Here is a 25,030-nt window from a genome sequence, read left to right as displayed (position 1 = left end):
CGGCTTATCGGCGTGGATGGCTCACAGCTCGGAATCTTCGCTACCGCCGATGCGCAGCGGATTGCCGACGAACAAGACCTTGATCTAGTTGAGGTAGCGCCCGACGGCGATCCACCAGTCTGTCGCGTCATGGATTACAGCAAGTACAAGTATGAGCAGGACATGAAGGCCAAGAAAGCGCGCAAGCATCAAACCCGGGTCGAGATCAAAGAGATCAAGTTCCGGCCCAAGATCGACAAGCATGACTATGAGACCAAGAAGAAGCACGTTCTCAGATTCTTGACCGCAGGCGCAAAGGTCAAGGTTACGATCATGTTCCGAGGTCGGGAGATGGTACACGCCGAGCGTGGGTTGGTCATCCTCGAGCGTTTAGCCGAGGAGCTGACGGAGATTGCGATCATCGAATCTCCACCGAAGATTGATGGCAGGAACATGTTCATGATGATAGCGCCCGTGAAGAAAGACGTTTCCAAGAAGGAAGAAGAGTCTGACTGATCGGGATAGTTCGTAACGAAGGTTAGGAGTGCAGATATGCCCAAGATGAGAACACACAAGAGCACCGCCAAGAGGTTCAAGCTCACTGGCTCGGGACGCAAGATCAAGCGTGCTAATGCCTTCAAGAGTCACATACTCGAGAAGAAGAGCCCCAAGCGCAAGAGGGCCTTCAAGGCATCGTCCTACGTTCATCCGTCCGATGAGAGAACGATTCGTCGTCAACTCGGAATCGCCTGATTTCTTCAAGTCACGTATAAGCCAGGAGAGTGATTACACATGCCCAGAATCAAACGTAGTGTCAGCGCCCGAAAGAAGAGACGAACCGTACTCGAGAAGGCCAAGGGTTACTACGGAGCCAAGAGCCGTAGTTATCGCGCCGCCAAAGAGCAGGTCCAGCATTCGCTCCAGTATGTATATCGCGACCGCAGGAATAAGAAGCGCGAGATTCGTCGCTTGTGGATCGTCAGAATCAATGCCGGTGCACGCCTCAGTGGCCTCTCGTACTCGCAGTTCATGAATGGACTGAAGCTTGCAGGAGTAGACTTGGATCGCAAGATTTTGTCGGACATGGCCATCAACGATCCTGCGTCATTCGCAAAGTTGGTCGAGATTTCCAAGGGCGCCAGAGCGGCCTAGCAACTAAAAAGAGCACTATACGACCGGGCGCAACCATCAGGGTGGCCCGGTCGTTGCGTTTCTACTGCAACTGGGGGGATAGCTTTAGTTTAGCTACGGGAAAGCGATTGTTTCGGTCCAGGGGGCATTATGCGTGAACGCGGCCGCGACGTCTGAATCGCTACAGCCAAAGTGCTGTGGCCCGAGCGAAATTGGGGGAACGATGAAACGATTATGGGTAGTGCTCGTAGGGTTTGCCTTGGTGATGTGCGTTGGTATGGCCGGCGCATATTTCACAGCGAGGGTGCAGGTGCAAGACAATGTCATCAGGGCGGGTACGGTTGCTCTGGCCAGCCAGCCAGCATCATCGGCGCTTTCCGCAGAGGGCGTTGCGCCAGGGATAGTGGTCGGCAGGCAGTTGCACGTGAGCAACACGGGCTCCTTGGTAATGGATTTCGTGGTAACAGGCTCAAGACGGTCGGGGATAACTGCCTTTTATGATGCCCTATTTGTGACGGTACATCATGGAGGAAGGGTAGTCTACGAGGGACGATTGAACGCCATGAGGACGCTTCCAGTTCAGGTGGGACCTGGCGAGACTGCACTCCTCGACTTCGCACTGACTTTGCCCGCAGATAGCCCAGCAACTTTGCAGGGAGACCATGTGAACCTCACATTGAACATCGATGCGGAGCAAAGCCAGCGGTGAGGATTCGGGAGACAGCGCTCATGCTTATTGCTGGCGTGGCTTTGGGAGTATGCGTGCTGTTCGTCCGGGTTGTGATCATCACCGGGTCGTCCATGGAGCCGACTCTGTTTCCCGGCGACGTCTGCATCGCTTGGAAGGGGTCCGGGGTTGAAGTAGGGGATGTCGTCCTGTTTCGAAAGCCTGGATCGAGGGCGATTGTGCATCGGGTGGTCGGAATCGAGGAAGGTCCGCGGTTTCGAACGAGGGGCGATGCCAACGAAGTAGAGGACAGGGAGGAGCTAGCGCCCGATGCGATTGTTGGACGGGTAGTCTGGGTATTGCCGTTAGGATCGGCTGGACAAGGGTGGATACGGGCTACAATGGGTGCTACACTCCTGAACCAGCCAGAATAGGCTGTGCTCTCCTACGTTGGGCACCAATGAGTTGCTGGTTGCGGATCATCGGAAGTCGATCTTCGCAAGACCGATCCAGGTCATGCGAAAGGTCGACTTCCGAACCGCTGGCGCTGTCGATGCGATCGGGTGGGAGCAACACACACGATGAATCTCATAGAGGAACTACACCAGATCCGTGAGCAAGCGATCATGGCTGTGTCTACGGCTCAAGATGCAAGTGAGTTGGAGGAGGCCCGTCTTCGGTACCTGGGCAAGAAGGGTTCGCTGACGCAGATTCTCAGAGGACTAGGGTCCCTCTCGGCAGAAGAAAAGCCGCTTGTTGGCAGTACGGCAAACGAGGTCAGGACCGGTATCGAAGCCGCACTGGAGGAGAAGACCCGCGCGATATCGAGCGAAGCCCTGCGACTACAGATGCTGGAAGACAGCGTCGACGTCACTCTTCCAGGCAGGAGGCATCCTCTCGGCAGACAGCATCTGATCGAGAGAATCACCCGCGAGGTCGTGGAGATCTTCGTAGGACTCGGGTACCGCATAGCCGAAGGGCCGCAGGTGGAGCTTGCATACTACAACTTTACGGCGCTCAACACGCCCCAGGCCCATCCGGCGCGGTCTCCAAGCGGCACCTTCTATGTGAGGGATCAATCTGTGGAGGCCGATCAGGCCAGTCACGACTCTGAGGTCTTGCTGCGTACACACACCAGCCCTGTCCAGGTTCGAGTCATGGAATCCTCCAAGCCGCCTATCTACATCCTAGCCCCAGGGAAGGTCTATCGCAGAGATATACCCGATCCCAGCCATCTACCTCAGTTCACTCAGGTGGAAGGACTCGTGGTCGACGAGGGTGTCACCTTCGCCGACCTCAAGGGCACGCTGGAACATTTTTGCCACGAGATGTTCGGTGCTGATCGTAAGACCAGATTCCGACCACACTTCTTCCCGTTCACCGAGCCGTCGGCTGAGGTTGATGTCTCGTGCGGGATATGTGCGGGCTCAGGATGTCGATTCTGCGGAAACACCGGCTGGCTCGAGATCCTCGGTTGCGGGATGGTCGATCCGAATGTCTTCGAGTATGTCGGAATCGACTCTGAGAGGTACGGCGGTTTCGCATTCGGCATGGGAGTGGAGCGAATAGCTGCACTCAAGTACGATCTGCCGGATCTTAGAATGCTTGTCGAAGGAGACATGCGGTTCTTGGCACAGTTCTAGTGTGGCCTCGCTCGCCGTCGAGCAGTTCTGATAGGGCAATATCAAGGGAAAAGCGAGATAGTCTATGCGTGTTCCACAGTCATGGTTGTCTGAATTAGTCGAAGTGAAGCTATCCCCAGAAGCGCTCAACGATCGTCTGGAGCTCACGGGAACGGCAGTCGCCGCTATTCACCGCACAGGCGAATCACTTGAGAACGTGGTCATTGGGCGGATAGTCGACAAGACCCCTCATCCGCAAGCCGACAAATTGTGGGTCACCTTGGTCGATATTGGAGAGAGTGAACCGGTTCAGATCGTATGTGGTGCTCAAAACTTTGAGGTCTCCGACCTGGTTCCCGTGGCTTTACCCGGAGCAGTCTTGCCTGCAGGCATGAAGATCAAGCGCGCTAAGTTACGTGGAGTCGAGAGCGCAGGCATGAACTGCTCGGCAGCGGAGCTTGGGCTTGGGTCCGATCAGGACGGATTGCTGATCCTACCCAAAGATGCTCCGATCGGATCGCGGTTCTCGGAGTATCAGGGACTTTCCGATGTCACCTTCGAGCTGGAGGTCACACCGAACCGGGCCGATTGCATGTCGATGGTCGGCGTCGCAAGAGAGGTCGCAGCGGTCACAGGCGTGCCGTTTTCCGCCCCCTCATTCTCGGTTGTTGAGGAGGGTTCCCCGATAGCGGATGTTGTGGATGTGACCGTCGTCGATTCTTCGCTATGTCCCAGGTATGCTGCAAGACTCGTTCGCGGCGTCAAGATTGGCCCGTCTCCGAAGTGGCTAGCCGATAGGCTCATCGCAGCTGGGGCGCGGCCCGTGAACAACATAGTAGACATCACCAACTATGTGATGTTCGAAATGGGGCAGCCACTGCATGCGTTCGACCTGGCTACGCTGCGAGGCACTGACCTGCAGGCACAGATCATCGTACGTCGAGCAAGCGCTGGGGAGCTCTTGCAGACATTAGACGGTGTGGAGCGGCGTCTCGACTCCCAGATGCTTGTCATCGCGGATTCTGCCCAGGCAATCGCACTGGCCGGAGTGATGGGCGGAGCCTCCACTGAGGTCTCTGAGACTACAGTGGATGTGTTACTTGAGGCCGCAGTCTTCGACAAGGATTCGGTTTCGAGGACCAGCAGGTCACTAGGTCTGCTTTCCGAAGCATCCTCCCGCTTCGAGAGAGGCGTGGACCCCGCCGGATGTGTTGCTGCCCTCGACAGAGCGGCATCCCTTCTGCGGGAGGTGTGCGGCGGCGTAGTTGCGAGTGGCGTTATAGACGTCGCTTCGACAGCGCCTTCGGTGCGTACCCTGGAATTGAGGATTCAGCGTCTTTGCAAGATCGTGGGCGAGGAGATTTCGGCTGAAGATATGATTGACATCCTCCAAAGACTGGGCCTGAGGGTCGAAGACGACGCACAGGAATCCCTCCGAGTAGAGATTCCGTCATTCCGCCCCGATCTTGAGCGCGAGATCGATCTCGTGGAAGAGGTCTTGCGCATCTGGGGGATGGAACGCGTGAAGCCGACATTGCCCTCAGGTACAGGTCGGAGCGGGGGGCTCACGCGGGCTCAGGCCGATAGAGAGCGCGTCGGAGCCACACTTCGAGCTGCGGGCCTGACCGAGGCCATGACATACATATTCGCCGAGGGCAGGGATACGGCTATTCCGGGTTGTGACTCAATCCCCAAAGAGGAGTGGGTTCGGCTGATGAACCCCATGTCCGAAGAACAGGCGTCCTTGAGGCGACACATTTTCCCTGGGTTACTGCGGTCGGTGTCCTTCAACCAGAATCGCGGAGTGTCAGGCGTCCATCTATATGAGATCGGAACTGTGTTCGCCACGGCAGCCGGTCGTCAATTGCCACGCGAACACCACGTGGTGGCGGGGGTACTCAACGGCAGGTGGATGCCCAAGTCCTGGCATGACGCAAGGGCTCAGTCTTCGGCTCCCAAGTCTCACGCGGGCTCTGCGGGTAGGACCGCTGATGCCCTGGATTTCTTCGACGGCAAGGGCGTCATCGAAACCCTGCTGCTTGATCTCGGCGTCGAGGCGGCCTCGTTCATCGCATCGCAGTACGAGTGGCTGCAGCCAGGGAGGTCTGCCCGAGTGGTCGCGGGAAGCGATGTCTTGGGCTGGCTGGGCGAAGTGCATCCGGAGGTCCTTGGGATATATGAGTGTGAGGGTCCAGTGGTCGCCTTCGAGCTATCACTCGATCGGCTACTGGCCAACACTGTCTCGGTGAAGAGATACCGGGATGTTCCGAGGTTTCCGCCAGTTCAACTCGACATCGCACTGGTCGTGGACAGTACTGTGACGGCCAGTAGTGTAGAGACAGCTATTTTGGAGTCGGCAGGGCGTGACCTCCACATGATCGAGCTGTTCGATGTCTACACCGGAGAGGGAGTTGAGTCGGGCAAGAAGAGCCTGGCGTATTCGTTGACGTACCGCTCCATAGACCGGACGCTCACAGACGATGAGGTCAAAACGCAGCACGAACGGATGTTGCGAAAAGTCGAGGCCAAAGTTGGGGCCCGACTCCGCGGGTAGAGTTCGCTCATGAGCATACACAGTCACTTGATATGCGTGAAGTTGCATATTCAGTTGACAGCTATACGCTTCGGACAGTATGATATCCATTCTGTCACATTGGCGTAGCATCAGGTGAGGAGCTGCGATGATTGATGTCGCGGTAATCGGCGCATCAGGATACACCGGGATCGAGCTATCCCGTATACTTCTGGGCCATCCACACTTTCGGCTTGTGGCCGCCACCTCTCGGGCGGAGTCGGGTCGTCTCCTTTCCGACGTTTACCCCAGACTCACGCACATGACCGAACTTCGCTTCGAGGATTTGGATATGCGCACCGTTGCAAAACGCGCCACGTTGGCCTTTGTCGCTCTGCCGCACACGCAGGCGCTCACCTTGGTTCCGGAGCTACTTTCGCTCGGCGTCACCGTCGTCGACCTTTCAGCGGATTATCGGATCACAGATCCTGAAGTCTACTCCCAGTGGTACTCGACTGACCACACAAGCTTGGAGTTGCTATCTGAGGCAGCCTACGGTCTTCCCGAGCTGTTTCGATCCTCCCTATCAGGAGCTCGGCTCGTCGCCTGCCCGGGATGTTATCCCACCGCCACTCTGCTGGCTGCTGCTCCGCTCCTCGAAGCTGGGCTTTTGCTCGGGGACATTGTCGTGGTCGATGCAAAATCCGGGGTCTCGGGCGCAGGAAAGAGTCCCGCTGCCGGGACTCACTTTCCGGTAGCCAATGAAGCCGTATGTGCCTACAAAGTCGGTTCGCACCGGCACGTTCCAGAGATCGAGCAGCAGTTCTCGTCTCTATCAGGCCGGTCGCTGCAGGTGGCGTTCACCCCGCATCTCGTGCCAATGACCAGAGGGCTCTTGTCCACCGTCTACCTGCAATTGTCTCGACCGCTAGAGCAAGAAGAAGCTTTTGTTTTGTATCAGGAACGGTATTCGGAAGAACATTTCATCACACTGTGTGAGTCGGGACAGATGCCGTCGACATCACATGTCAGTGGGACGAACAGAGCGCACATCGGGCTGGCCGCCCATCCTACAGGGCTGTTGACCGTGTCGTGCGCTATCGACAATCTAATCAAGGGAGCATCAGGGCAAGCGGTCCAGTGTGCCAACGTGCTGTTCGGTATCGACGAAAGTGCGGGTCTTGGATTCGCAGGCGCTGTCATTTAGGGGGTATTGCGCGTGAAATACACTGTCGAGCATATTGAAGGCGGAATACTAGCGGCTACTGGCTTCTCGGCGACGGGCGTGAGCGCCGGCGTGAAGAAGAGCGGCAAGAAGGACATCGCCATCATTGATGCTGGAACCCCTGTTCCTGCAGCAGCAGTGTTCACCAGGAACTCAATGGCTGCTGCCCCGATCGAGGTTTCGCGAGCCAACATTGAATCAGGAAGAATTCGTGCTGCTGTCGTCAATTCTGGGAATGCCAACGCCTGTACGGGTGCGCGCGGGCTCGCTGATGCTCGCAAGATGGTAGAGGTTACCGCCCATGCTCTTGGCTGCTCTCCTGCGGATGTCATCATTGCCTCCACGGGGGTAATCGGAGTCCCGCTTCCCATGCAGGTCATTGTTGACGGCATAAAGGCGGCCGTCAATGCATTGCCGAGTGGATGTGCGCGCAGTGCAGCTGAGGCGATCATGACCACCGACACGACCCACAAGGAAGCCGCTGTATACGTCGAATGCGACGGAATGACCTTCAGGGTCGGAGGGATGGCTAAGGGCAGCGGGATGATAATGCCCAATATGGCAACCATGCTTGGATTCATAACCACGGATGCTCCGCTGGATCCGGATGCCTGCCGAGCAGCGCTGGTCTCCGCTAGCGCAGAGACCTTCAATCGCATCACCGTGGACGGCGAGACATCCACCAACGACATGGTGCTGTTGATGGCCTCAGGTGCTGGGTGCGCTGATGTCATCACGACGCAACATCCCGTCTACCCAGCCGTCGTCGACGCGATCACACAAGTATGTCGGACTCTCGCACACATGATAGTCAAGGACGGTGAGGGCGCAACCAGATTCGTCAGCGTCACAGCCCGAGGTGCTTCATCGTTGCCAGACGCTGATGCAATCGCACGCTCGATTGCCAATTCTCCGCTCTTCAAGACCGCCATATTCGGGGGTGACGCCAACTGGGGAAGAGTGGCTATGGCCGTTGGCAACAGCTCAGCCTTGATCGACCCAAACAAGCTCGAGATCGTTTTCGCAGGAATCACCACGTGCCGAGAAGGCCAGGCTGTGCCATTCGATGAAGCCGAGGCCGCCCAAGCTCTTGCTCAACCTGAGATCGAGGTGCTGGTGGATCTTCACCTCGGCGATTGCGAAGCAACTGTTTGGACTTGCGACCTATCCTACGAATATGTCCGCATAAACGGCGAGTATCGTTCTTAATCGAGTCTGAATACTGATGTGAGGAACATTTCACCGATGCAAACATCCCAAGACCAACCGAGGAGAGAGCAACCGATGTCTGACATCCATTTGAAGGCCAGCACTTTGACCGAGGCCCTACCGTGGATCAAGCGGACCTGGGGGCGTACGATTGTCATCAAATACGGCGGTTCGGCAATGACGGACCCAGAGCTTCGCGCACACGTTGCAAGCGACATCGTGCTCATGAAGCTTGTCGGAATCAATCCGGTTATCGTACATGGCGGAGGGCCGGAGATCAGCTCATTCATGGACCGCCTGGACATGCCGGTCGAATTCAGCGATGGACTCCGAGTGACTTCGGATGAAGCGATGGAGATCGTCAAGATGGTTCTAGTCGGCAAGGTAAACAAAGAACTCGTCTCGGCGATCAATACACACGGCAACCTTGCAGTCGGCATATCCGGCGACGATGCGAATCTGATTCGAGCCAAGCAGCTCTCGCCTCATCTCGGCCGGGTCGGCGAGGTAACGAGCATCGACACCACGGTTGTCATGAAATTGATCGATGACGGCTTCATACCGGTTATTGCCACGGTCGCAGTCGCTGAAGATGGGGGTTCGTACAACGTCAATGCCGATGCCGTAGCGGGTCGTCTTGCAGCTGATCTGAGCGCAGACAAAGTCATATTCCTCACAGATGTCGATGGGTTGTATGCGGATCCCTCGGACAAGACTTCGCTAATCAGGAAGCTATCATTGGAGCCAGCCGAGGAAATCGTCGAAGGAGGCTCGCTGAAAGGCGGAATGGTCCCCAAGGTCTCGGCGTGCGTCAAGGCGGTTCGCGGCGGGGTCAAACGCGCACACATACTCAACGGGACAGTGCCTCATGCCCTGCTACTTGAGGTCTACACGGAAGAGGGTGTCGGCACCATGATCACTCCCGCCGAGGAACCCTGGTTGGCCGAAGAGGTGATGTGACTTTATGGGATTAGAATTGGAGCGCCTGGCAGCGCTGGATGTGGCCAGCCACATGAATACATATAGCCGCAAGCCGGTACTCTTCGTGTCCGGCCAAGGGATGCGACTTCTCGACGACGATGGCCGCGAGTATCTCGACTTCATGAGCGGGATTGGTACCGTGAACCTTGGACACTCGCACCCTGCGGTCGTGCAGGCCGTACGGGAGCAGGTCGGAAAACTCACTCATATCACCAATCTGTTCCACGTTGAGCATCGCGCTGAGCTAGCGGCGCAGATTGTCGATCTCTTTGGTGGGGACGCCCGTGTTTTCTTCGGCAATTCCGGGGCTGAAGCGGTTGAGGGTGCAGTCAAGCTGGCCAGGAAGTGGGCCTCTATCCACAGAGGGCCTCACTCCAGGAATATCGTTGCAGCGCATCGGTCGTTTCACGGCCGCACTCTAGCCTCGCTAGCCGCCACGGGACAGCCTGCTAAGCAGGAGATATTCACTCCAGTCTCGCCGGGGTTTCGACACGTCGAGCTCAACGATGTCGTCGCCCTCGAGGACGCACTGGATGACTCGGTATGTGCGGTGTTGCTCGAGCCGGTCCAAGGTGAAGGCGGCGTATTCCCATGCACTCAAGAGTACCTACGCGCAGTCCGAGAGATGTGCGATGCTCGTGGCATCCTGCTCATGTTCGACGAGGTCCAGTGTGGGATATATCGGACGGGTCCGGTCTTCGCTCACCAGACTTCCGGCGTTCGCCCCGACATAATGACGCTAGCGAAAGCGCTCGGAAACGGACTCCCCATAGGAGCTGTGGTGGCCAACACTTCGGTTGCGGATGCGTTCGTCCCCGGAGACCACGGGTCGACCTTCGGCGGAGGCCCAGTGATCTGTGCCGCAGCGCGAGCCAATCTCGATGCCCTCAGTGAAGAGCGGGCGGGCGCGAGGGCGATCTCCTCGGGCGAGCATCTGGTTGCCGGTCTGGAGCGCCTGATGCTCGAAACGAGTAGCATCGCAGAAGTGAGGGGAGCGGGCCTTATGGTCGCGTTCGACTTGATTGAGCCAAGTGCAGTTCAGCTTGTGGATCAAGCACTCGCCGATGGATTCGTGCTCAACAGTACCTCGGCGAACACGGTCAGGCTTTTGCCCCCATTATGTTGTACTACAGTCGAGATCGATCAGTTGCTCGAGTATCTGCGACCAGCAATCACAGAAGGGAAGAGATGATGGGAGCCTTCTTGAGGGGTCGGGATCTGCTTACCATTGCCGACCTGGGAGCTGAAGATATCTGGGCAGTTCTTGACCTGGCTAAAGAGCTGAAGAACGGGCGGGAGCCGGGCATGGACGCCCGAAGACATGAGAGCAAGGCAGTGGCTCTGATTCTTGAGAAGCCCTCTTTGCGCACTCGGGTGTCGTTCGAGGTTGCTTGTCATCGCTTGGGTATGCACCCTGTGATCCTCGGAGGGAGCGATAACGTTTTCTCTCGCGGAGAGAGCGTGCATGATTCGATCAAGACGCTTGAGCGCTACGTCGACGCGATATGCGTAAGGACATTCGAGCAATCTAAAGTCGAGGAGATCGCGAATCTGGCCGAAGTGCCGGTCGTCAATATGCTTACGGACGAGCATCATCCTTGTCAGGGGCTGGCGGATCTCATGACGATCGTCGAGAACTTCGGTAGGCTGAGCGGGCTCCGATTTGCATATGTGGGGGATGGGAACAACATGGCGAACACATACCTCTTGGCAGGTGCGACCACAGGCATGGAGGTCGCCATATCATGCCCCCATGGCTATCGGCCCCATGAGGCGATCCTCGCCAGGGCCCAAGAGCTCGCCCTGGAAAACGGGGGGCGGATTGAGCTAGCCGCCGATCCGGGAGCAGCCGTCAGAGACGCCCAGGTCGTTGTGACTGATACCTGGACTTCAATGGGCCAGGAGGACGAGCACCAAAGGCGACTCGAAGCATTCGAAGGCTATATCGTAGATCCCGAACTCATGGGCCTTGCTGCGACAGATGCGATCTTCCTGCACTGTCTGCCAGCGCATAGGGGAGAAGAAGTGGCAGATGAAGTGATCGATGCGCCCTATTCCAAGGTTTTTGACGAGGCAGAGAATCGATTGCATGCGCAGCAGGCTTTGCTCGCGCTGCTGTTAGGGTGACTAGTTTGTCAGTCCTGTAATGTTGACCAGAAGGCGAAGTGATAGGGTATGGGAAAGAGAAAAGCGCGGCATGATCTGATTCGGGCGATAGTCCGGCAAGACAGGATACGGACCCAGCGAGACCTAGTGGAAGCTTTAGCTAGGCACGGGCAAGAGTGCACGCAGGCCACCGTGTCGCGAGACATCTCCGAGATCGGACTCCGAAAAGTACCCGAGGGCGTTTATGTCCTTGCCGAGGATCAGCATCTTCATCGAATGGTCACGGAGGTGGTCGTCTCGGTGATCCACACCGGTAATCTGGTGCTCGTCAAAACGTCTCCGGGTACCGCACAGGGCGTGGCAGCGGCCATGGATAGGGCCGAGCTCGAGGGCATACTGGGAAGCATTGCGGGCGATGACACCGTGCTACTGATAACCGAAGGTGAGGCAGCCGCTGTCGCGCTGAAAGAACGGATTTCCAAGTTTAGGATCACTTAGTCTGACCAATCACCAAAGCATCGACACGGAGGTACTCAGGAACTATGGCGAAAGATATTTGTGTGCTGGCATATTCTGGTGGTCTAGACACCTCGGTGGCTATCCGCTGGATTTCGGAAAACTACGAAGTTGACGTCGTCGCCCTAGCCATCGATGTTGGTCAGGAGCGTCAGGATCTCGACTTCATTCGGAGGAAGGCACTCGATATCGGGGCGACTGACTCTGTGGTGAAAGACGTGCGCCAGGAGTACGTTGACGAGTATCTCTCGAAGGCTTTGAAGGCTAACGCACTCTATGAGAACAAGTATCCGCTGGTGAGTGCTTTGTCGCGACCCATCATCGTGAAGCATCTTGTCGAAGAGGCCCACCGGCGCAATGCACGGTTCATTGCACATGGTTGCACCGGGAAGGGCAACGACCAGGTCCGTTTCGAAGTCGGCGTGATGGGACTCGACCCCGGCATCGAGATCATCGCGCCCGTACGCGAATGGGAGATCAAGACGCGGGAACAAGCGATGGAATGGGCAATCGAGCGGGGGATACCGGTCCCGACCACCAAGGAGAATCCTTACTCCATCGATGACAACCTCTGGGGTCGAGCCATCGAATGCGGCATCCTTGAGGACCCTTGGGTTGAACCCCCGGCCGACATCTACACCTTGACCGCCACAAGCGAGTCGGGTCCCGCCGAGCCGGAGTACGTAGAGATTACCTTCGAGGCCGGGATTCCCACCGCCATCAACGGCGTCCAAGCGAGCTTCATCGATATCATCGCTCAGATGACGGCGATCGCCGGTGCCCATGGTTTCGGCAGGATCGACATGATCGAGAACCGCCTCGTGGGTGTGAAGTCCCGCGAGATCTATGAGGTCCCGGGGGCGCTGGCGCTTATTACAGCCCACAAGGCCCTGGAGGACTTGTGTCTTGAGCGGTCGGTGCTCCACTACAAGCTTGGCATTGAGCAGAAATGGTCGGAACTCGTTTACAACGGGCTGTGGTACTCGCCGCTCAAAGAGGCGCTAGACGCATTCGTGCACACAACACAGGAGATGGTGACCGGTGACGTCCGCCTGCGATTCTCGGCAGGTAGCTGTGTTACGGTTGGGCGCCGCAGCCCTTACTCGCTGTACGATTACAACCTGGCTACCTACGATGAAGCCGATACGTTCGACCATGCCGCGGCCAAGGGGTTCGTTGATCTACACGGACTGCCGACCAAGGTGTGGGCCCGACAGAGGCAGAAGGCGATTAGGAAGGGCGATGTTGCGATCTAAAGTACTTAGCCGAAGCGATCTGCGTGTCATGGCGGCTGCTGGAGTCTGGGTGGTCCTGTGGACGGCGCTGGCCTTCGTGTTGTCGCTGCTCACTGGGGCGATAGAGATCCAAGCCGACACGGTGGCGTTCTCGTTTTACATGGGACTGTTCATCGGTGCGGTCGTAGGGGCCTTTGGTTCCACCGAATCCCGGGGAACTCGCAACCAGAATGCGTTCGTGGTAGGAGCGATCATATTCGGATCGTTGCTTCCAATACTACTGCCAGGACATACACCGCGGGTTCAATGGGCGTACAACATGGTGGGAATTGGTTTCGGTTCTGCACTGGCCTTTCCTGCAGCCCGGTTCTTGGCGGCACTGATACGACAGAAACTGAAGAAGGACCCAGGGAGCGGACAAAGTGAATAGGCCAAGAAAGAATTGGGGCGGGCGTTTCGAGCGGTTCGGCGGTAGGTTCCTCGAAGAATTCGGGGCTTCCCTCGATGTCGACAAGAGAATGTGGGCAGAGGATATCAGGGCATCCATCGCACATGCGCGGATGCTTGCGGACAACGAAGTGATTTCGATCGCTGACGCCGACGCGATCGAGGAGGGTCTTTCGCAGATATATCGCGAGATCCGTGACGGAAGTTTCGTCTTCGATCTGGCGGACGAGGACATCCACATGGCCATCGAGCGCATACTCACCGAGCGCATCGGCCCCGCAGGTGGTCGTCTGCACACTGCTCGGAGTCGAAACGATCAGGTCGCAACTGACACCAGGCTCTACGTCAAGCGGTGCGCCGTCGAGCTTATCGAGGCGAACGTCTCTCTCCGAGAAGCCATCCTTCAGCTTGCCAAGGATCAGGCCCATGTAGTCATGCCCGGATATACCCACCTGCAAAAGGCTCAACCAGTTCTCTTCAGTCACCACGTACTTGCCTATCTCTGGATGTTTTCGCGTGACGCCCTCCGGCTCAGGCACGCACACGATGCTGCCGACACTCTTCCGCTGGGCAGCGCGGCGCTCGCCGGTACCTCGTTTCCAATCGATCGTCAGCAGGTTGCCGATCGGCTTGGCTTTGCGGGCATTTCGGCTAATTCGATGGATGCGGTTAGCGACCGGGATTTCTTGCTCGACATCGTCTACGCCTGCGCGGTATCGATGATCCACATGTCCAGGCTGTGTGAAGAGCTGATTCTTTGGTCCACCGAGGAGTTCGGTTTTGTGACGATGGATGACACCTACGCCACAGGCTCGAGCATCATGCCGCAGAAGAAGAATCCGGACTTCGCCGAGCTCGTGCGAGGAAAGAGCGGAAGGGTCACTGGAGATCTAATGGGACTTTTCATGGTCCTCAAGGGACTCCCGCTCGCATACAACAAGGACATGCAGGAGGATAAAGAGTCTGCATTCGATGCCATCGACACGACTCTGGCCTGTATGAATGTCGTCTCGGGAATGCTTTCGACACTTCGGGTCAACGAAGAGAGGATGGCCCAGGCGGCCCTCGGCGGATTCATGGCGGCCACAGACCTGGCCGACCACCTCGTGGTGCAGGGCCTGCCCTTCAGGGCGGCACACGAGATTGTCGGGCGTCTGGTGCTCGAGTGCGAGCGTTCCGGTCGGACCCTGCAGGACCTATCGGCCGAGGAGTACGCCGCGATCCATCCGGGGTTTGGCGAGGGCGTCTTAGATGTCATCGACATCCATTCCGTTGTGGCCCGCAGGATCAGCGCAGGGGGCACCGGGGTCGAGCCGGTTGCAGCGCAACTCGTGGCCGCCGAGCAGGACATCGCCAAGGACCGCGGATGGATTCAGAGCGCAGCGCCCAAGGTGTGACGGCTGATCTGGGTGCGATGCTTTCGCCCGAGGTCTTCGAGTCCGACCCTAGAGTCGTAGCACTTGAGCTGCTAGGCAAGACGCTGGCGGTTCGGGACGGTGAAGTGGTGGCTGGCGGCAAGATCGTCGAGGTGGAGGCTTATCTCGGCGCAGAGGATCCCGGCAGCCATGCTGCGACTCGCGGGATAACTCCTCGCAACGCTACGATGTACGGACCACCGGGCTCGGCTTACGTCTATCTGTCGTACGGGATCCACCACATGCTCAATGTCGTTTGCCTGCCTGACGGGCTTGCGGGGGCGGTACTCATCCGCGCCATCGAGCCCTTGATTGGGATTGATGTCATGGCCAGGCGCAGGGGCACCGATGCCCCGCTGTTGCTGGCGCGCGGCCCTGGCCGTCTTACCTCGGCTTTAGGGGTCACCATGGCCGACAATGCGAGCGTCATCAACGCAGGTCGAGTAGAGATCCACGATGGACCACCGGTTCCGAAGCGAAGAATTGCCACTACCGGGAGGATCGGGCTATCGGCCGGTCAGGATCTGCCGCTGCGATATCACATCGCCCAGAGCCGCTACGTGTCCCGGTAGGAGGATGCCCCCGAGTTGATCCTTGCGAGTCCTACGGCGTTGGTGTCGTCGGGGCTGAAGGAGGTTCGGGTGGTGCTGGGGGTGTTGGGGGAGTGGGAGGCGTCGGCGTCGGCTGAGTCACCGGGGGAGTCGGCGCGGGCGTCGGGGCTCGTGGCGCTGGGCCCCGTGAGATTACGATGTTGACGACAGTGTTGTCGCGGACACGAGCACCGCCCTCGGGGCGCTGCGAGACGATTTGGCCCGCCGGAACCGTAGCGTTGAATGCCTCAGTGAACGCAGCACGCAAGCCGGCCTCTTCCATTGCATCGGTGATCTGCGCCCGGTTCATCCCGGCAAGTGCCGGTACGCTGATTCTTGAATCCCACTCCGGCTTCCAGATGTAGTCGGGCCTGGGCTGTGAATCGAAGTTCATGACCGGAAGGCCTTGATGTGCGGCACGCATGAAGTCTGCCCAAATCGGAGCCGCGAGCGTGCCACCAAAACCTCGACGGCCCCTGACGTTATTCATCGGAAGTTCTGTCTCGTAGTGGCCTACCCACACGGCAGTGGACAGCTGTGGTGTGTAGCCAGCGAACCATGCATCGCGGTTGTTCTGGGAGGTGCCAGTCTTGCCAGCAGCCGGGCGGCCAATCCGAGCGCGACTCGCGGTTCCGCGGGATATGACGCCCTCCAGCACCGTAGTGGCTGCATAGGCGATCTCCGGCTCGATAGCCTTGGTGCTCTCGGGCTCGGCTTCGTAGACCACCGCCCCATCGGCGGCCTCAACCTTGGTGATGGCGATTGGAGGGAACGCAAGGCCGTTGGTTGCAAGGGTTCCGTATGCAGCGGCCATTTCCAGTGGAGTGACATTCTGACTCCCTAGAGCGATGGAGGGGAGAGCAGGCACGTTGGTGGTGATTCCCATCCGCTGAGAGACGTCCGCTACCTTCTGGGCCCCCGTTTTTCCACCGCGCTCATTCAAGTCCCAGATCAAGCGGGCGAAAACCGTATTGACCGAGATGGCCGTAGCCCGGTCGATGGAGATAAGACCCCTGCCGCGCCCTTCGGAGTTGGAGACCTCCCAGGGGGGAGTGGTCCTGATGACAGCTGGCGATGAAGAGTCCATCAGTCGATGGGGGGGCATGCCATCTTCCATCGCGGCTACCAGCACGAACGTCTTAAATGCCGACCCAGGCTGGCGACTGCCTTGGGTTGCTAGGTTGAATTTGTTGGTTGCGTAATCTCGCCCGCCAACCATCGCCCTGATGTGGCCGTTGCGCGGATCCACCGAGACCAGCGCAGCATCCGGATCGCCTGGTTGTCCCAATGCCGAGAAGACCGCATTCTCGGCGTAGCCCTGCAGGCGGGTGTCAAGGGTGGTGTGGACAGTGAGTCCTCCCTGGAAGACCAGGGACTGGTCGAAGTCATCTTGCAACAGCCTGCGGACGTGAGCCACGAAGTAGTGTGCTGAGTAGATGCCGTGCAGAGGCTCATCGGCACGCTTGAGGTTGAGCGGTTCGGCCATCGCAGATTCATACTCTTCGCGAGTGATGTAGTCGTTGACGTACATTCGCTCCAGGACGTGGGCCCTGCGCTCCAAAGCTCCATCGGGGTTGTCGTACGGCGAGAGTCTGCCCGGGCGCTGAGGGAGTCCAGCAAGCAAGGCAGCTTCAGCCAGCGTCAGGTCAGCAGCGTCCTTCGAGAAGTAGACTCTCGCAGCGGCTTGCGCGCCGTAAGCGCCCTCTCCGTAGTAGACCGCATTCAGGTAGAGCTCCAGGATCTGCTCTTTGGACTTCCGCTTTTCGAGCTCAAGAGCGAGATAGGCCTCGCGGACCTTACGGCGGAAGGTGATGTCCGTGCGTTCATCGACGAGAATGGTGTTGCGGATGTACTGTTGAGTCAGCGTTGACGCACCCTCAAGGCCGCGGCCTTTGATGAAGCTGTTGATGAATGCCCGCAATATACCTTGCGGATCGACTCCGGGGTGCTCGAAGAATCGTTCGTCCTCGACAGCCACAGTGGCCTCCACCAGGTATGTGGAGATCTCTGACTTAGGGACAACGGTTCGATTCTCCAAGAAGAGTCGGGCTAGCAGGACGCCATCCGCCGAATATATCCTTGTGGCCTGTGCGACCTCAAAAGCGCGGGGATCCTCGTAGTCAGGAAGGTCTTGTAGCCACGAGGTCACCAGGCCGTAGGCGCCCCCGGCACCGCCGACGGCGAAGACCACCAGCAGCACAGCGGTAATCGACAAGATGGTTGCCGCCTTACCAAGGCCCTTCTTGCTCGTACGCCTTATTCGCTTTCTGCGACTTGACATATCCGGGGTTTCATCTCCTACTGATAGTTTGACTTATACTTTGCCAGATTTCCCCAGCGATTCGTGATTATCGTCCACTATGTTACCGAATGGATACAGAATGAACATACCCACAAGGGACCTGCCTGAACTGTTGGCACCAGCTGGTGGTCCTGATGCTCTTCGAGCCGCGGTCCACAGCGGAGCCGACGCAGTCTATCTCGGGCTCGACAGCCTCAACGCAAGAGGCGGCGCCGAGAACTTCTCCCTTGAGACGCTCGCCGAGGCGACCCGGTTCGCCCATCTTCACACAAAGAGAGTCTATTTGACACTCAATGTCGCCCTATTCGAGATCGAGCTCCAGCATGCGCTTCAGATGACGGCGGATGCCTGGAGCGCTGGCGTGGATGCCGTGATCGTCCAGGATCTGGGCCTGGCTCGGCTTATCCACTCGCAGTTACCAGAGGTCCGAATGCATGCATCCACACAGGTCGGAACACACAATTCCCGGACCGTGGAAGCGCTCGCAGAGATGGGCTTCGCCCGCGTAACGCTAGCAAGGGAGCTCTCTTTATCTCGCATCACCGGCATCGTCGACTCCACCGCAATCGAGGTCGAAGTCTTCGCCCACGGAGCTCTGTGCGTCTGCTATTCGGGGCAATGCCTGATGTCTTCTGTAATCGGCGGGCGCTCGGCAAATCGCGGCTACTGCGCACAGCCGTGCCGTCTCCCGTACGAGATCATCGATGCCAAGGGTCGCAGCGTCGCCAAGGAGGGGCCACACCTGCTCTCGCCGAAGGACCTGCACACCATCCATCTGCTACCCGAGCTGATCGCGACCGGAGTGAAATCGCTCAAGATCGAGGGGCGCATGAAGAGTCCTGAATACGTTGCACTCGTCACGGGGGTCTATCGCGCAGCGCTGGACCGTGCGTGGTCAGATCCCGAGGGCTATGCGGCAAGCGAGGCCGAAGAGGCCATACTCGCCGAGGCTTTCAGTCGGGGCTTCACCTCTGCGTACCTTACTGGCGAGCGTACAGCCGAAATGATGAGCCGCGCTAGGCCGAACAATCGCGGTGTGCCCATCGGCCGCGTAGTGTCGACCGGAACTGGCACCGCGCGGATCAAGCTCGAGGTCGGGCTCGATCGCGGTGATATCGTCGAGTACTGGACCAAGTCCGGTCGGCACGCGCAGAAGGTCTCGCCGCTCAAGCTCGACGGCCGGGATGTCGTGGCGGCGCCTTCGGCCGCTGTTGTTGAGATCGCAGCCCACCGCTCCGTCAGCACCGGCGACAGGGTCTTCCGAGTCGCTAACGCTTCCCTCAATGAGGCCGCCAGGCGGACATTTGCGAAGGACGCCGCCCCGCGTCTCGCGATCGATGTCGCGGTCAAAGTCGTCGTCGGCGAGGAGCTTCAGATCGAGGTCAGCCGTGCCGGTCACAGCGCACAGGCCACGGGGGCGCTGGTCGAGCGCGCACGCACCAAGCCCATAACCGCCGAGGAGGTCGGTGAGCACGTGGGCAGGCTGGGAGGCACGCCTTTCAGGATTGGAGCCCTGGACATCCAGCTTTCGGCAGATGCAGGGCTGGGTTACTCGGCGTTGCATCGTTTGCGCAAGGAAGCGATCGAGGCCCTCGAGCGATCGATCCTCGAGCCGTGGCTTGCACGCGAACCAAAACACCCTGACGTCCCCGCACTCGCACGGAACGCTCGCCGACGCGATCTTCCTGAGATCGTCGTCCGGTGTACGAGTTTAGCGGTCGCGAAGGCTTGCCTGGGTGCAGGCGCGCATAGAGCGATACTGCCCATCGACGCGCTTGCATCCGAAGACGTCCTCGGCCCGGCGATCGTGCCTGAACTGCCGAGGATCGCTCTCGACGGCGAACTCGAGGGGTACGTCACTATGGCTCGCGGCTTCGGGAGGGCTTGCGTGGGTGACCTCGGCGGACTGGAGGCGCTCTCAGGAAGCGATGTCTTCCTGGAGGCCGATTGGAGCCTGAATGTCACGAATCCGTTCACGGTGGAAGCGCTGCGTGATCTAGGGGCTTCTTTCGTCTGGCTGTCCCCAGAGCTGTCCGGAAGGCAGCTCGCGGCGCTCACCCAGAGGGCATCCATCCCAGTGGGGATGGCGTTCTACGGCCGTCAAGAGCTCATGGTGACAGAGCCGTGCGTGCTGACAGCACTAGGCGCATGCTCCGGCCGCTGTGCGACATGCACCAGGAGGGCACGGGAGCACACCCTTCGCGACAGGAAAGGTTTCGTCTTCCCAATGTTCGTCGACGAGCGTGGACGTACCCACATCCTGAATTCGGTGCCACTTGATCTGGCGAAGGCAACGGGAGAGATCATCGACATGGGAATCGACGCGATCAGACTGGACTTCACAACGGAGACCGTACAGGCCGCTCAGCAGATCACCGCACATACGAAGGCCCTGATGGCATCGGCGATCTCCTCGCGCACAAAGACGCCCGAAGCACCGCGTCCGCGGGCAGCGCAGGACTCCACCAGCGGGCTTTTCTATCGCGGCGTGAAGTGATCTGCGGTCCATCGCCCGGCAAGCATGGGCCCAAGTAGCGGGCCTCGTCGGCTCACCTGACGATAATCTGCCGAGTCACCGACGAAGTCTGGTTTCGATCATCGGTAACCCAGAGCGTGACCGAGAAAGTCCCGGGCGCAGTGTAGGCGTACTCAACGCGCGGACCTGAGAGCTTGTTGCCGTCACCGAACTCCCATTGGTACGAGGTGATCGTCCCGTTGTCCGTCGAACCTGTGGCATCGAAGACCAATCGCTGCCCCACGGTCGCCTCGGCAGGAAGGCTGAAAACGGCGCGCGGTGGCCTGTCTGAAGCGCCACCGTCAGAGACAACGATGGTGACGACAGTCGCCGTGGTTCCGGTACTTCGTCCGGCGGGGTCCTGACTCGACACCACCCCGGCAGGAATACCCCGGACGTCCTGTTCGACAACCCTGAACTGCAACATCAGTCGATTGAAGGCAGCAATCGCTTCTTGCTTCGTCATCCCGATCACGTCAGGGATTTCGACTTCGGTCGGGCCAGTGTGTGTCGGGCATGGTTCTGGCAGACCTTGCTCTAGGAAGAGGCTTGTGAAGCTCTCGGGACACCACTCGCCCGCGCGCTGCCCACTTTGAGTGCATATGCTGACCTGGGTCAGACCCTCCGGCCGCGGGAAATCTTCAACTGGCCAGGGTTCGTGCGCAGCCTTCATGAACTGAGCCCATATCCGCGATGGAACGGAACCGCCTGTGATGTTGCGCCCCGCTGCGTCCTTGAGCTCGCGTGCGGCCTCGGGATGGCCCACCCAGACACCTGCGGACAACTGAGGCGTGTAGCCGACGAACCACGCGTCGCGGTATTCCTGCGTCGTTCCTGTCTTGCCCGCCGCCGGGCGCCCGATGCGCGCAGCCGTGGCGGTCCCGCGCGTCAGAACTCCTTTGAGCATGTCGGTTGTAAGGTAGGCGACCGCTGGGTCTATGGCGCCGACCGTCAGGGACGGCTCAGCCGAGAAGAGGACCTCACCGGCTGCGTCAGTCACTTCGGCAAGTCCGAATGGGTTGGAGGCGGTTCCCCCGGAGGCCAGAGTGGCGTACGCCGAAGTCATCTCGAGCGGCGAGACACCCTGGTCCATGCCGCCTAGGGCAATCGCGGGGACGTGCTCGAACTCAGTGGTCACCCCCATGGCCCTCGCAGTCTGGACGACCTCGTCGGTGCCGACATCGAGAATCAGTTCACTGAAGATGGAGTTGACCGAGCGCTCGATGGCGGTGCGTAGGCGCATGGGGCCGCCAGGAGTGGCCCCCGTGACATCCCAGGTCTCACCGTTGGGAAGAGGGAAGGCCCTCGGGCCCGATTCGAACATATCCTCCGTGCCGACTCCTTCGGCAAGAGCTGCAGCCAGCACGAAGGTCTTGAACGCCGAGCCGGGTTGGCGTCTTCCCTGAGCAGCGACGTTGAACTGCTTCGACGCGAAGTCGCGCCCGCCGACCATCGCGAGTATCTCGCCGGTCTTCGGATCGATGGCGACCAGAGCTGCCGAAGGCCCTTCGGGGTCCTCAAGGTTGTCGAGGACCGCCTTCTCGGCCGCGCGTTGGAGACGCAGATCCAGAGTGGTTCGGATGCTGATGCCCCCACGGAAGACGACCTCGGAGCCAAACTGGTCGATGAGCTGCGCTTTGATGAACTCGACGAAGTACGGCGCCTTGGCGTCGTTGTCGGGCAGGCCAGCGGTCTCGATGGGTGTCGCTTCGGCCGCTGTGTACTCCTCTTCGGTGATCAACTCTTGATCTCGCATGAGTCCGAGCACGGTGTTGCGGCGGTTCACGGCGTCTTCGGGGTTCAGGTACGGCGAGAAGCGTCCAGGGGAGCGGATCACTCCAGCGATGACCGCTGATTCGGTTAGGGTCAACTCTTGCACAGGCTTTCGGAAGAATGCCTGGGAGGCGGCCTCTACGCCGTAGGCCCCATGTCCGAAGTAGATCGTGTTCAGGTAGAGCTCAAGAATCTCCCGTTTGGTGAAGCGATCCTCGACCTGATAGGCAAGCACGGCTTCCATCACCTTGCGTCGGACCGTCCGTTCCGGCGTGATGAACGCGTTCTTCACATACTGTTGGGTGATCGTGGAACCGCCCTGCAATCGGTCGGTCGTCAGCGAGACCCAGAGGGCTCGCATGATTCCAATCGGGTCGACTCCTTCATGGGTGAAGAAGCGCTTATCCTCGGTGGCTATGACCGCATCGACAAGATCCTGCGGCATCTCGTCCAGTGGGACATCGGTGCGATTCTGCTCGGCGAATAGACTGGCAAGCACCTCGCCGTTACGGTCGTAGATGACAGAGGTCTGGTCCCTGCCCTGCGGGTCAGCACCCGGATCGGGCATATCGCGCATGATCGAAGCGAACGCCAGGCCGCCTGCCAACAACGCGATCAACACGATGCCGAGCAGCGCTAGGAGCAGCGTGCGGATCCTCCGCCTGCGCCGCCGGAGGTTCGGTCGCTTCTTGCCGACGGGCTTCCTGCTCTTACCCGCCGAAGAAGGGCGCCTCTCGCCCCGAGCTGGCGGGCGCCTCTCGCCCTTTACAGGGGGCCGCTTGCGGGGCTTTGCGCCCTCGCTTCCTGGACGTCCACCGTCCGATGACTCGGATCGCGGCCGCGGGCGTGGACGGGGTCTAGGCCGGGGTTGATCCCCAGCATCCCGCTTGCGTCTGTTGTCGTCTCTGTTCTGTGGGCTCATCGTTCCATCTATTGCCGAGCGTAAAGGGCGCCAACGATGTCATCGGCAGCATCCGCCAAGACGATAAGCGAGATGAGACATCGGCGTCGGGCAGGTTTTGCATACATGTTAGTATGACGTGCAACATACAGGCCAAACATGGAGGGGTCCGACCCGAACGATGAGTATACCCGAATCGCAATACCATCGACTCACCAGCGGGACCGCTGAGATCGCACCGCAGGACGCACTGCGCTCGCGCCTGGAATCGGGCACTCCGCTCCGAGTGAAACTCGGCGTGGACCCGACCGCACCCGACCTGCACCTGGGTCATGCGGTTCCGCTCCGCAAGTTACTCCAGTTCCAACAAGCCGGCCACCAGGTCGTTTTGATCATAGGTGACTTCACCGCACTCATCGGCGATCCGTCCGGGCGTAGCACCCTCCGTCCACCGCTGAGCAAGGAGGAGGTCGATGCCCACGCGAAGACCTACCTCGCTCAGGTCTTCAAGGTCCTCGATCCCGAACTCACAGAGGTCCGCCGAAATTCCGAGTGGCTCGCATGCCTCGATTTCGGAGACCTGCTGCGTCTTAGCAGCATGTTCACCGTCGCCCGCATCCTCGAGCGCGACGACTTCCAGAAGCGGTATCGAGAGGGCGTCGGAATCTCCCTGCACGAGCTGCTCTACCCGCTGGCGCAGGCTTATGACTCGGTGGTGGTGAAAGCGGACGTTGAGATCGGCGGCACCGACCAGCTCTTCAACCTGCTGGCAGGGCGCGAACTCATGGAGCGTCACGGGATGCGGCCACAAGTCTGCATGACACTGCCGCTACTTGAGGGAACCGATGGCGTCCAGAAGATGAGCAAGTCCTACGGCAATTACGTCGGCCTCACCGATGAACCTGCCGACATGTTCGGCAAGATCATGTCCATCCCCGATGAGCTCATGGTCAAGTACTATCGCCTTTGCTCTTCCATACCCGCCGAGGAGATCGACGCAATCGAGGAGGGCCTGGGCGCCGGTGAGTTGCATCCCGGACAGGTCAAACGCAGGCTCGCCCGCGACATCGTCGAAATCTACCACGGTGGCTCGTCAGGAACTGAGGCCGAGGCCGCATTCGACCGGGTCTTCAAGGACCACTCGATACCCGAAGACGTGCCCGAGGTCGTCGTCGAGCTAGGCGAAGTCGTGCATCTTCCGGCGCTACTCAAGGAGCTGGGACTCGTCGCTTCTAACGCCGAAGGTCGACGCATGATCGATCAGGGGGGCGTGAAAGTGGACGGGGGTGCCCTCGGCTCCGGGTCTTACGATTACCCGCCCGGTGAAGTCGATGGCCGAGTCATCCAGGTCGGACGCCGCCGATTTGCTAGGCCGAAGCGCGGCTGAACGAGGACAGGGAGACATGGGGCAACCTGACGGAAGACACCTGGTGTTGGATGGAGTGACTGCCACGCGGGGAAGTTTTGTCTTAGGTCCCATCGATATTGTCCTTCCCTTTGGCAAGATCACAGCCGTGGTAGGCGCGAACGGTGCTGGCAAGACGACTCTGGCTCGTGTTTTGTTGGGACAGATACCGATGAGGGAAGGGCGTATCGTACTTAACGACAGGCCAGTACTTCCTTCACAGATGGAGTGGAGAGCAACAGTCGGCTTCTTGCCTGATGATCCGGAAGAACTACTAGCTGAGTGTACAGCAGAAGAACTTTGGCAACTTTCCATCGGTGCTCATGTGTTGTGCTATCCGAGGGAAGCAAGACCTGAGGCAAAGAGGAAGATGCTCGCTCGCGCGCATGAGCTCGCAGAGATTCTTCATTTCCAAGCACCGCCCAGCAAGCCTATTGCCTACTTCAGCTTAGGGATGCGCAAGAAGACACAGCTAATTGCGGCACTCGCCACGATGCCC

General features: G+C 59.1%; 21 protein-coding genes (1 of these 21 cut by a window edge). 19 read left to right on the top strand and 2 right to left on the bottom strand.

Annotated elements, in window-relative coordinates:
* The 16 genes from infC to M1617_00615 all read left to right on the top strand — a co-directional run.
* A partial coding sequence (gene infC, locus M1617_00690; GenBank protein MCL5886813.1) for a translation initiation factor IF-3 occupies positions 1 to 495 on the top strand: 495 nt, incomplete at its 5' end.
* A gap of 36 nt (positions 496 to 531) precedes the next feature.
* Positions 532 to 732 (top strand): 50S ribosomal protein L35, encoded by a 201-nt coding sequence (gene rpmI / locus M1617_00685; GenBank protein MCL5886812.1) that lies wholly within the window; start codon positions 532 to 534, stop codon positions 730 to 732.
* 39 nt (positions 733 to 771) lie between these two features.
* The gene (gene rplT / locus M1617_00680; protein MCL5886811.1) at positions 772 to 1,131 is read left to right on the top strand and encodes a 50S ribosomal protein L20; all 360 of its coding nucleotides are present in this window, start codon (positions 772 to 774) and stop codon (positions 1,129 to 1,131) included.
* Positions 1,132 to 1,333: 202 nt separating this feature from the next.
* Positions 1,334 to 1,819, top strand: a complete 486-nt coding sequence (locus M1617_00675) for a hypothetical protein (GenBank protein MCL5886810.1) — start codon at positions 1,334 to 1,336, stop codon at positions 1,817 to 1,819.
* A gap of 539 nt (positions 1,820 to 2,358) precedes the next feature.
* Entirely contained in the window at positions 2,359 to 3,420 is a 1,062-nt protein-coding gene (pheS, locus tag M1617_00670) for a phenylalanine--tRNA ligase subunit alpha (protein MCL5886809.1), read from the top strand.
* A gap of 103 nt (positions 3,421 to 3,523) precedes the next feature.
* Complete coding sequence (gene pheT, locus M1617_00665) at positions 3,524 to 5,953, top strand: phenylalanine--tRNA ligase subunit beta (GenBank protein ID MCL5886808.1); 2,430 nt, start codon at positions 3,524 to 3,526, stop codon at positions 5,951 to 5,953.
* A 127-nt stretch (positions 5,954 to 6,080) separates the two neighbouring features.
* Positions 6,081 to 7,118, top strand: a complete 1,038-nt coding sequence (gene argC / locus M1617_00660) for an N-acetyl-gamma-glutamyl-phosphate reductase (GenBank protein MCL5886807.1) — start codon at positions 6,081 to 6,083, stop codon at positions 7,116 to 7,118.
* A 12-nt stretch (positions 7,119 to 7,130) separates the two neighbouring features.
* Entirely contained in the window at positions 7,131 to 8,345 is a 1,215-nt protein-coding gene (gene argJ / locus M1617_00655) for a bifunctional glutamate N-acetyltransferase/amino-acid acetyltransferase ArgJ (GenBank protein ID MCL5886806.1), read from the top strand.
* Between the two features lie 75 nt (positions 8,346 to 8,420).
* Positions 8,421 to 9,305 (top strand): acetylglutamate kinase, encoded by an 885-nt coding sequence (gene argB / locus M1617_00650; GenBank protein ID MCL5886805.1) that lies wholly within the window; start codon positions 8,421 to 8,423, stop codon positions 9,303 to 9,305.
* A 4-nt stretch (positions 9,306 to 9,309) separates the two neighbouring features.
* Positions 9,310 to 10,518: an aspartate aminotransferase family protein gene (locus M1617_00645; GenBank protein MCL5886804.1), complete on the top strand. Its 1,209-nt coding sequence runs from the start codon at positions 9,310 to 9,312 to the stop codon at positions 10,516 to 10,518.
* Entirely contained in the window at positions 10,518 to 11,453 is a 936-nt protein-coding gene (gene argF, locus M1617_00640) for an ornithine carbamoyltransferase (GenBank protein MCL5886803.1), read from the top strand. Before M1617_00645 ends, argF begins: the two co-directional genes overlap by 1 nt.
* 48 nt (positions 11,454 to 11,501) lie before the next feature.
* A complete protein-coding gene (locus tag M1617_00635) occupies positions 11,502 to 11,930 on the top strand; it encodes an ArgR family transcriptional regulator (GenBank protein ID MCL5886802.1) in 429 nt (142 codons plus the stop codon).
* 44 nt (positions 11,931 to 11,974) lie between these two features.
* A complete protein-coding gene (locus tag M1617_00630; protein MCL5886801.1) occupies positions 11,975 to 13,204 on the top strand; it encodes an argininosuccinate synthase in 1,230 nt (409 codons plus the stop codon).
* Positions 13,191 to 13,613, top strand: coding sequence for a hypothetical protein (locus tag M1617_00625; GenBank protein MCL5886800.1), 423 nt, complete (start codon positions 13,191 to 13,193; stop codon positions 13,611 to 13,613). Before M1617_00630 ends, M1617_00625 begins: the two co-directional genes overlap by 14 nt.
* Positions 13,606 to 15,027 (top strand): argininosuccinate lyase, encoded by a 1,422-nt coding sequence (gene argH / locus M1617_00620; GenBank protein ID MCL5886799.1) that lies wholly within the window; start codon positions 13,606 to 13,608, stop codon positions 15,025 to 15,027. The genes M1617_00625 and argH overlap by 8 nt, the downstream gene beginning before the upstream one ends.
* Positions 14,997 to 15,617, top strand: a complete 621-nt coding sequence (locus M1617_00615; GenBank protein ID MCL5886798.1) for a DNA-3-methyladenine glycosylase — start codon at positions 14,997 to 14,999, stop codon at positions 15,615 to 15,617. The genes argH and M1617_00615 overlap by 31 nt, the downstream gene beginning before the upstream one ends.
* A gap of 31 nt (positions 15,618 to 15,648) precedes the next feature.
* Here the strand turns inward: M1617_00615 and M1617_00610 are convergent, their stop codons facing one another.
* Entirely contained in the window at positions 15,649 to 17,916 is a 2,268-nt protein-coding gene (locus M1617_00610; GenBank protein ID MCL5886797.1) for a PBP1A family penicillin-binding protein, read from the bottom strand.
* A gap of 100 nt (positions 17,917 to 18,016) precedes the next feature.
* Here M1617_00610 and M1617_00605 point away from each other — a divergent pair, with 100 nt between their 5' ends.
* Entirely contained in the window at positions 18,017 to 20,434 is a 2,418-nt protein-coding gene (locus M1617_00605) for a DUF3656 domain-containing protein (GenBank protein ID MCL5886796.1), read from the top strand.
* A gap of 52 nt (positions 20,435 to 20,486) precedes the next feature.
* Here the strand turns inward: M1617_00605 and M1617_00600 are convergent, their stop codons facing one another.
* Positions 20,487 to 23,147, bottom strand: a complete 2,661-nt coding sequence (locus tag M1617_00600) for a PBP1A family penicillin-binding protein (GenBank protein MCL5886795.1) — start codon at positions 23,145 to 23,147, stop codon at positions 20,487 to 20,489.
* A 160-nt stretch (positions 23,148 to 23,307) separates the two neighbouring features.
* Here M1617_00600 and tyrS point away from each other — a divergent pair, with 160 nt between their 5' ends.
* Positions 23,308 to 24,513, top strand: a complete 1,206-nt coding sequence (gene tyrS / locus M1617_00595; GenBank protein ID MCL5886794.1) for a tyrosine--tRNA ligase — start codon at positions 23,308 to 23,310, stop codon at positions 24,511 to 24,513.
* Positions 24,514 to 24,529: 16 nt separating this feature from the next.
* Positions 24,530 to 25,030: the 5' portion of an ABC transporter ATP-binding protein gene (locus tag M1617_00590; GenBank protein ID MCL5886793.1), read on the top strand. Its footprint extends 249 nt past the window's final position; 501 of the gene's 750 nt are visible here — the first part of the coding sequence; its start codon is at positions 24,530 to 24,532; the stop codon falls past the right edge of the window.

Source organism: Actinomycetota bacterium (genome assembly GCA_023488435.1).
Lineage (GTDB): Bacteria > Actinomycetota > Coriobacteriia > Anaerosomatales > UBA912 > UBA912.
Note: the sequence above shows the minus strand (reverse complement) of the source record. Positions and strands in the feature narration are given on the sequence as shown.